The 6,771-nt window shown below is 58.1% G+C and carries 8 protein-coding genes and 4 tRNA genes; all 12 read right to left on the reverse strand.

The features are described from left to right. Positions 1-120: 120 nt before the first annotated feature. The 12 genes from rplA to birA all read right to left on the reverse strand — a co-directional run bounded on the left by rplA (position 121) and on the right by birA (position 6,525). Entirely contained in the window at positions 121-816 is a 696-nt protein-coding gene (gene rplA / locus JFY56_RS17395) for a 50S ribosomal protein L1 (protein WP_208315197.1), read from the reverse strand. Next, complete coding sequence (gene rplK, locus JFY56_RS17400; protein ID WP_208315198.1) at positions 816-1,247, reverse strand: 50S ribosomal protein L11; 432 nt, start codon at positions 1,245-1,247, stop codon at positions 816-818. The genes rplA and rplK overlap by 1 nt, the downstream gene beginning before the upstream one ends. Positions 1,248-1,366: 119 nt before the next feature. Beyond that, the gene (gene nusG, locus JFY56_RS17405) at positions 1,367-1,900 is read right to left on the reverse strand and encodes a transcription termination/antitermination protein NusG (protein ID WP_084313399.1); all 534 of its coding nucleotides are present in this window, start codon (positions 1,898-1,900) and stop codon (positions 1,367-1,369) included. A 9-nt stretch (positions 1,901-1,909) separates the two neighbouring features. Further along, positions 1,910-2,278: a preprotein translocase subunit SecE gene (gene secE / locus JFY56_RS17410; protein ID WP_208315199.1), complete on the reverse strand. Its 369-nt coding sequence runs from the start codon at positions 2,276-2,278 to the stop codon at positions 1,910-1,912. A gap of 43 nt (positions 2,279-2,321) precedes the next feature. Next, positions 2,322-2,397: transfer RNA gene (locus tag JFY56_RS17415), tRNA-Trp, on the reverse strand. Between the two features lie 53 nt (positions 2,398-2,450). Next, positions 2,451-3,644, reverse strand: a complete 1,194-nt coding sequence (tuf, locus tag JFY56_RS17420) for an elongation factor Tu (protein ID WP_208315200.1) — start codon at positions 3,642-3,644, stop codon at positions 2,451-2,453. Positions 3,645-3,727: 83 nt separating this feature from the next. Further along, a tRNA-Thr gene (locus JFY56_RS17425) sits at positions 3,728-3,803 on the reverse strand. 18 nt (positions 3,804-3,821) lie between these two features. Then, positions 3,822-3,895: transfer RNA gene (locus JFY56_RS17430), tRNA-Gly, on the reverse strand. A gap of 25 nt (positions 3,896-3,920) precedes the next feature. Continuing rightward, positions 3,921-4,005, reverse strand: a tRNA-Tyr gene (locus JFY56_RS17435). 131 nt (positions 4,006-4,136) lie between these two features. Continuing rightward, positions 4,137-4,832 (reverse strand): SPOR domain-containing protein, encoded by a 696-nt coding sequence (locus JFY56_RS17440; protein WP_208315201.1) that lies wholly within the window; start codon positions 4,830-4,832, stop codon positions 4,137-4,139. A gap of 9 nt (positions 4,833-4,841) precedes the next feature. Beyond that, entirely contained in the window at positions 4,842-5,591 is a 750-nt protein-coding gene (locus JFY56_RS17445; protein ID WP_208315202.1) for a pantothenate kinase, read from the reverse strand. Beyond that, positions 5,581-6,525 carry a bifunctional biotin--[acetyl-CoA-carboxylase] ligase/biotin operon repressor BirA gene (birA, locus tag JFY56_RS17450; protein WP_208315203.1) on the reverse strand — a complete coding sequence of 315 codons (945 nt, stop codon included), beginning with the start codon at positions 6,523-6,525 and terminating at the stop codon, positions 5,581-5,583. Before birA ends, JFY56_RS17445 begins: the two co-directional genes overlap by 11 nt. Positions 6,526-6,771 lie beyond the last annotated feature (246 nt).

Genomic DNA, 6,771 nt, shown 5'->3' on the forward strand with positions numbered 1-6,771 from the left:
ACCATCTGCGTAGGCTTGTGGTTTAAGGCTTGCGCCGCCTACGGTCTTGGATAGCCCCCGCCAGGCAGGGACCCCAATACCTGCGTGCAACGGGCCAGGCCCGCTGCACGACTTAATTCATCAAACTTCCAGGGAAGCCTGATCGATCTGCAGGCCCGGACCCATGGTGGTGCTCAGGGTCACGCGCTGAACGTAGATGCCTTTGGAGGACGAAGGCTTCAGGCGCTTCAGGTCCACCAGCAGGGCTTCGACGTTCTGCTTCAGCTTGGCCGGCTCGAAATCGATCTTGCCTACGGAAGCGTGGATGATGCCGTTCTTGTCGGTACGGAAACGCACCTGACCAGCTTTCGCGTTCTTGACAGCGGTAGCTACGTCCGGGGTAACGGTGCCAACTTTCGGGTTCGGCATCAGGCCGCGCGGGCCGAGGATCTGACCCAGTTGACCGACAACACGCATCGCGTCCGGAGAAGCGATGACCACGTCGTAGTTCAGGTCGCCGGCTTTCATTTCGGCAGCCAGTTCGTCCATGCCAACCTTGTCTGCACCAGCAGCCAGGGCAGCTTCAGCGCCCGGACCCTGAGTGAAGACAGCTACGCGAACGCTCTTGCCGGTGCCGTTCGGCAGCACGGTGGCGCCACGTACAACCTGGTCGGATTTACGCGGATCGACGCCCAGGTTGATGGAGATATCAACGGACTCTTTGAACTTGATGGTCGACAGCTCGGCCAACAGTTTGGCGGCATCTTCGAAAGCGTACTGCTTGCCAGCTTCTACTTTCTCGGCGATAGCCTTTTGACGCTTGGTCAGCTTAGCCATTACACACCCTCCACGTTGAGGCCCATGCTACGCGCGGAGCCGGCGATGGTACGCACGGCCGCATCCAGGTCAGCTGCGGTCAGATCGGCCTGCTTGGTTTTGGCGATCTCTTCCAGCTGAGCACGGGTAACGGTGCCCACTTTCTGGCTGTTCGGACGGCTGGAACCGCTGGTGATGCCAGCAGCTTTCTTCAGCAGCACGGAGGCCGGGGTGCTTTTGGTCTCAAAGGTAAAGCTGCGGTCGCTGTAGACGGTGATGATCACCGGAGTCGGCAGACCGGGCTCCATGCCCTGGGTCTTGGCGTTGAACGCCTTGCAGAACTCCATGATGTTCACGCCGTGCTGACCCAGAGCCGGACCAACCGGCGGCGACGGGTTGGCCTGACCGGCCTTCACTTGCAGCTTGATATAAGCCTGGATTTTCTTAGCCATTTGCTACTCCAATTACGGGTTCGAACGCCCTGCGGGCTCCCCGGTTGCTTTCGCGTTTATCCCAGTGACGACAAAACCCCGCAGCCTATGGCTGCGGGGTGTGGGACGCATTGTGCCAGTTAGACTTTCTCGACCTGGCTGAACTCCAGCTCTACCGGGGTAGAGCGACCGAAAATGAGCACCGCGACCTGAATCCGGCTCTTTTCGTAGTTAACTTCTTCGACAACACCATTGAAGTCCGCAAACGGACCATCGATAACCCGGACAGTCTCGCCCGGCTCGAACAGTGTTTTCGGTTTCGGCTTATCACCGCTGTCGGCTACGCGACGAAGAATCGCCTCGGCCTCTTTGTCGGTAATAGGCGCAGGCTTGTCTGCAGTCCCACCGATGAAGCCCATGACGCGAGGAGTGTCCTTGACCAGGTGCCAAGTACCCTCGTTCATCTCCATCTGGACCAGCACATAGCCGGGGAAGAATTTGCGTTCACTCTTGCGCTTCTGACCGTTGCGCATTTCGACGACTTCTTCGGTAGGAACCAGAATCTCGCCGAATTCACCTTCCATGCCGGCCAGCTTGACCCGCTCGATCAGCGAGCGCATGACATGCTTCTCGTAACCCGAGTATGCATGCACAACGTACCAACGCTTAGCCACGGAACACCCTTAACCTACGATCATGGAAACCAACCAACCCAGCAGGGAGTCCAGCCCCCAAAGCAGCAGCGCCATCACCAGCACTACGGCCACCACGATCATCGTGGTCTGAGTTGTCTCTTGACGAGACGGCCATACAACCTTGCGAATCTCGGCACGCGCATCTTTAGCCAAAGTAAAGAACGCACGACCCTTGACAGTCTGCAGCGCAACAAACGCCGCCACGATCGCCAGGAGCAGAACACCAATTACGCGATAGAGGATGGGCTGCGCAGAGTAGTACTGATTGGCAACGACTCCAACTACAACCAGAATCGCGACCAAGAGCCACTTCAATGCGTCGAAACGCGACTCGCCGGCTTCTGCCTTCGCATTCATCTGCTAGGAATCCCGTTAAAGAAATGCCAGATCTTGAGAAATCTGGCAGGCCAGGAGGGAATCGAACCCCCAACCTGCGGTTTTGGAGACCGCCGCTCTGCCAATTGAGCTACTGGCCTGAAGCAAAATCAGGCCGGCCATTATGCCGGCCTGAGGGGAGAAGATCAACCGATTATTCGACGATCTTAGCAACCACGCCGGCGCCAACGGTACGGCCGCCTTCGCGAATCGCGAAGCGCAGACCTTCTTCCATGGCGATCGGAGCGATCAGGGTAACAACCATTTTCACGTTGTCGCCCGGCATAACCATCTCAACGCCTTCCGGCAGTTCGCAGTTACCGGTCACGTCGGTGGTACGGAAGTAGAACTGCGGACGGTAGCCCTTGAAGAACGGGGTGTGACGACCACCTTCTTCCTTGGACAGCACGTACACTTCGCACTCGAACTTGGTGTGCGGCTTGATGGTGCCCGGCTTGGCCAGAACCTGGCCACGCTCTACGTCTTCACGCTTGGTGCCACGCAGCAGGACGCCGACGTTCTCACCAGCACGACCTTCGTCGAGCAGCTTGCGGAACATTTCAACGCCGGTGCAGGTGGTCTTGGTGGTCGCCTTGATGCCGACGATTTCCACTTCTTCCTGAACCTTGACGATGCCACGCTCGACACGACCGGTTACCACGGTGCCACGACCGGAGATCGAGAACACGTCTTCGATCGGCATCAGGAACGGCTGGTCGATTGCACGAACCGGCTCGGGGATGTAGGCGTCCAGGGTTTCTACCAGCTTGCGCACGGCGGAAACGCCCATCTCGTTGTCGTCCTGGCCGTTCAGAGCCATCAGAGCGGAGCCGGTGATGATCGGAGTGTCGTCGCCCGGGAAGTCGTAGGTGCTCAGCAGGTCGCGAACTTCCATCTCGACCAGTTCCAGCAGCTCGGCGTCATCAACCATGTCGGCCTTGTTCAGGAACACGACGATGTAAGGAACGCCTACCTGACGGGACAGCAGGATGTGCTCACGGGTCTGCGGCATGGGGCCGTCGGCAGCCGAGCAAACCAGGATCGCGCCGTCCATCTGCGCAGCACCGGTGATCATGTTCTTCACATAGTCAGCGTGGCCCGGGCAGTCTACGTGGGCGTAGTGACGTACGGCCGAATCGTATTCAACGTGGGAAGTGTTGATGGTGATACCGCGAGCTTTCTCTTCCGGAGCGTTGTCGATCTGGTCGAAAGCACGAGCGGAGCCACCCCAAGTCTCGGAGCAGACCTTGGTCAGAGCAGCAGTCAGAGTGGTCTTGCCGTGGTCAACGTGACCGATGGTACCGACGTTGACGTGCGGCTTGTTACGTTCAAACTTTTCTTTTGCCATTTTGACTGTCTCCCACTAGGAATTGAGAAAGCCGTATCACCATTAAAACAAGGGCAGATATTTTCATATCTGCCCTTGTAAGATGGAGCTCATGAGCGGATTTGAACCGCTGACCTCACCCTTACCAAGGGTGTGCTCTACCAGCTGAGCTACATGAGCAAACATAAGCAACAAGTCTGGAGCGGGTAGCGGGAATCGAACCCGCATCATCAGCTTGGAAGGCTGAGGTTCTACCACTGAACTATACCCGCGGAGCCTGACGCTCACGCTTGAAACTGGTGGAGGGGGAAGGATTCGAACCTTCGAAGTCTGAGACGTCAGATTTACAGTCTGATCCCTTTGGCCGCTCGGGAACCCCTCCAAGTGAGGCGGCATTTTACAGCCTACCTCCTTACTGTCAAGAGATTTCTCTTAAAAAACCTTAACTTAGGTTTTGACAGCAACTTCGCAGGATTCTACCTTTCGGGCCACCCCTGCAAAGCGGGCGCCATTCTATTCAAGCGAACCGACGTTTGCAATGCCTTTGCATGGCATTATTTGCTTTTGCAGATCAGGAAAGTCTTTCCCCAGTTGCAGCAGCAATGAATCGTCAGCAAGGCGCCTGCTTTCAGGGGCAATCTGCACCCAATAATCATGCCTTGCACGCGGCAGCTCGCGAATGAGAGCGTCATAGCCTGCCCCCCTCAATCGCTCCACGACAGCCTCCGCCGAATCCTGCCGCTGGAAGATCCCCAACGAGATGCCATCCGCGAGATCGCCCTCGGTAATCACATAGCTATCGATCCTCCGCGCCTGCAACTCCCTCAACTGCAACAGGGAGGCCTGCCGCGAAGCCAATGGCGGCAGATAGACCCAATAGTCAGTCCCTGCCCTTACATCCAGCGACTGGATATTCGCCTGGACATCCAGACTGAGCAGCCTCTGCTCCAGCAGCCTGGCGCGAGGCTCCTCAGCAAAGCTGCCGAGGTAGATACAGGCAGCGCTCTCGGACGCACGACCATTGGCAGTCGGCAACTGCCTACGCCGCAGCACCTCCGCCGACTCGCTCAGCAGGCGAATATTTTTCTGTTCCTCGCCACGATAAAGACTCAAGGGAGCGATCTCCTTGGCCCTCAATGGCGCCTGCTGCTGATGCCATATGTAGTAGAAGACGTTCAGAACAAGCAAAAACAGAAAGAACCAACGCATCAACGGGACTCACTCGAGCGGACAAGCCAGGGCCAAACCGACGAAGACCAGGTCGGGCACTACCTGTGCGTGCGGCAACTCATCCCGTACCAGCTCCGCATCTCCGCCGGTCAGGAATACCGCGCAATCGTTGCCGATCAACTCGCAAGCCAGCAGGTACTGCTCGCGAACGAAACCACGAAGCATCAACAGGCAACCACGCTCGACAGCCTCCGCTGTCTCCCGGCCGGGAAGAAAGTTCTGCAGGGCCTGCTGGGCGACAGCATCCCCATAACGGATACGACGCGTATGGGTGCGCAGTTGACTACGCATAAGAGGCATCCCGGGGCAGATATACCCCCCCAGGTGATGTCCATCCGCATCAACCAGATCCGACGTCACCGCAGTACCAAGGTCGATCACCAGGCACCCGCCGCCGGCGAGCCTGTAACCTGCAACCAGTGCCAACCAGCGATCGAGGCCGAGCCTCTGGTATTCGCGATAGCCGTTCCGGACACCAGCCAACACTTCGGCCGGCCCGGCCTGACGCACAGGAGCTGAAAACGCCTGCTGCAGAAGGCCGATGAGATGCTGTGTTTCCTGTTCGCTGCGCACACTCACCAGACGACAGAACGCCAGCGCCTTAATACCTTGCGCCCCAAGCTGCTCGAGCAGCGCCGAATCGGACTCGGCGATACCGGCAGCAATCGATGCCGATCCTTCTTTGCGCAGCGCACGCCACTTGATCAAGCTATTGCCACAATCCAACTCAAGTATCATCAGACAACCTCAGGCTCAGCTCACCCCCGCTGTAGCGGCGCTCCACCCCATCGACTTCCAGCCGCAGCGCACCCTGTTCATCTATACCCAAGGCGCGCCCGACAACCGTATTGGCCGCGGTCGACAGGCTCACCTGCCGCCCCTGCCATATATGCAGCGACTCCCACTCCTCCCGACTCGCCGAGAAACCCTCTTCCCGATGGCGGGACAAATGCCAGTCCAGTTCCTTGTTGAGCTCGATCAGAAGGCGATTGCGATCGACCATTGAACCGGACGCCTGGCACAGCGAGGTCCAGGGCTGGTCGATTGAATCCGCCGTCCGCATGTTCACATTGATGCCAATTCCTATGGCCACCCAGCACAGGTCTGCAGGATCGCCGGTCAACTCGAGCAGTATGCCCGCCAGCTTCCTGCCCCCCAGAAGAATGTCGTTAGGCCATTTCAAGCCGACCCCATCGACACCCATCGACTGGATGGCGCGCGCGACCGCAAGGCCGACAACGAGGCTAAGCCCCTCCAGCTCCTTGGCGCCGCCCCGCACCGATATACCCAGCGTGCAGTAGAGATTGGCCCCAAACGGGCTGACCCATGGGCGACCACGTCGACCACGACCTGCAGTCTGACGCTCGGCTAGCACAGCAAAGGGCGTGGATGCTCCAGCCTCAAGGCGGCGCATGACCTCGGCATTGGTCGAATCAACGGCAAACAACACATCCAGCGGCCAGGGCGCAGCAACAACCTGCGGATCGATCAGGTTCAAAGGCTCCGCCAGGCGATATCCCTTGCCACGTACACTCTGGATGGAGATTCCCAACTCCGACTCCAGACTCTGCAAGCGCTTCCAGATTGCGCTCCGACTGATACCGAGTACCAGCCCAAGTTCTTCCCCGGAATGGAAGCGACCATCCCCAAGCAGTTTCAGCAAGGTTTGCATTTCATGCCTCGCAACAATCAGGCAGGCATCATATATAGGCAGACCATCCTTGCCTATGCATTGAAATGCTGTTGGTCAGCAATACCCGCACAACTCCTGGACTTCACTCAACCGCGGCTTTTCCCGCGCGCAAAAGCAAAACCCCCGGTCATTGCTGACCAGGGGTTTCGGGATAGGTGCTTGACGATGACCTACTCTCACATGGGGAGACCCCACACTACCATCGGCGATGCGTCGTTTCACTGC

Source organism: Pseudomonas schmalbachii (assembly GCF_017589465.1).
Classification (GTDB): domain Bacteria; phylum Pseudomonadota; class Gammaproteobacteria; order Pseudomonadales; family Pseudomonadaceae; genus Pseudomonas; species Pseudomonas schmalbachii.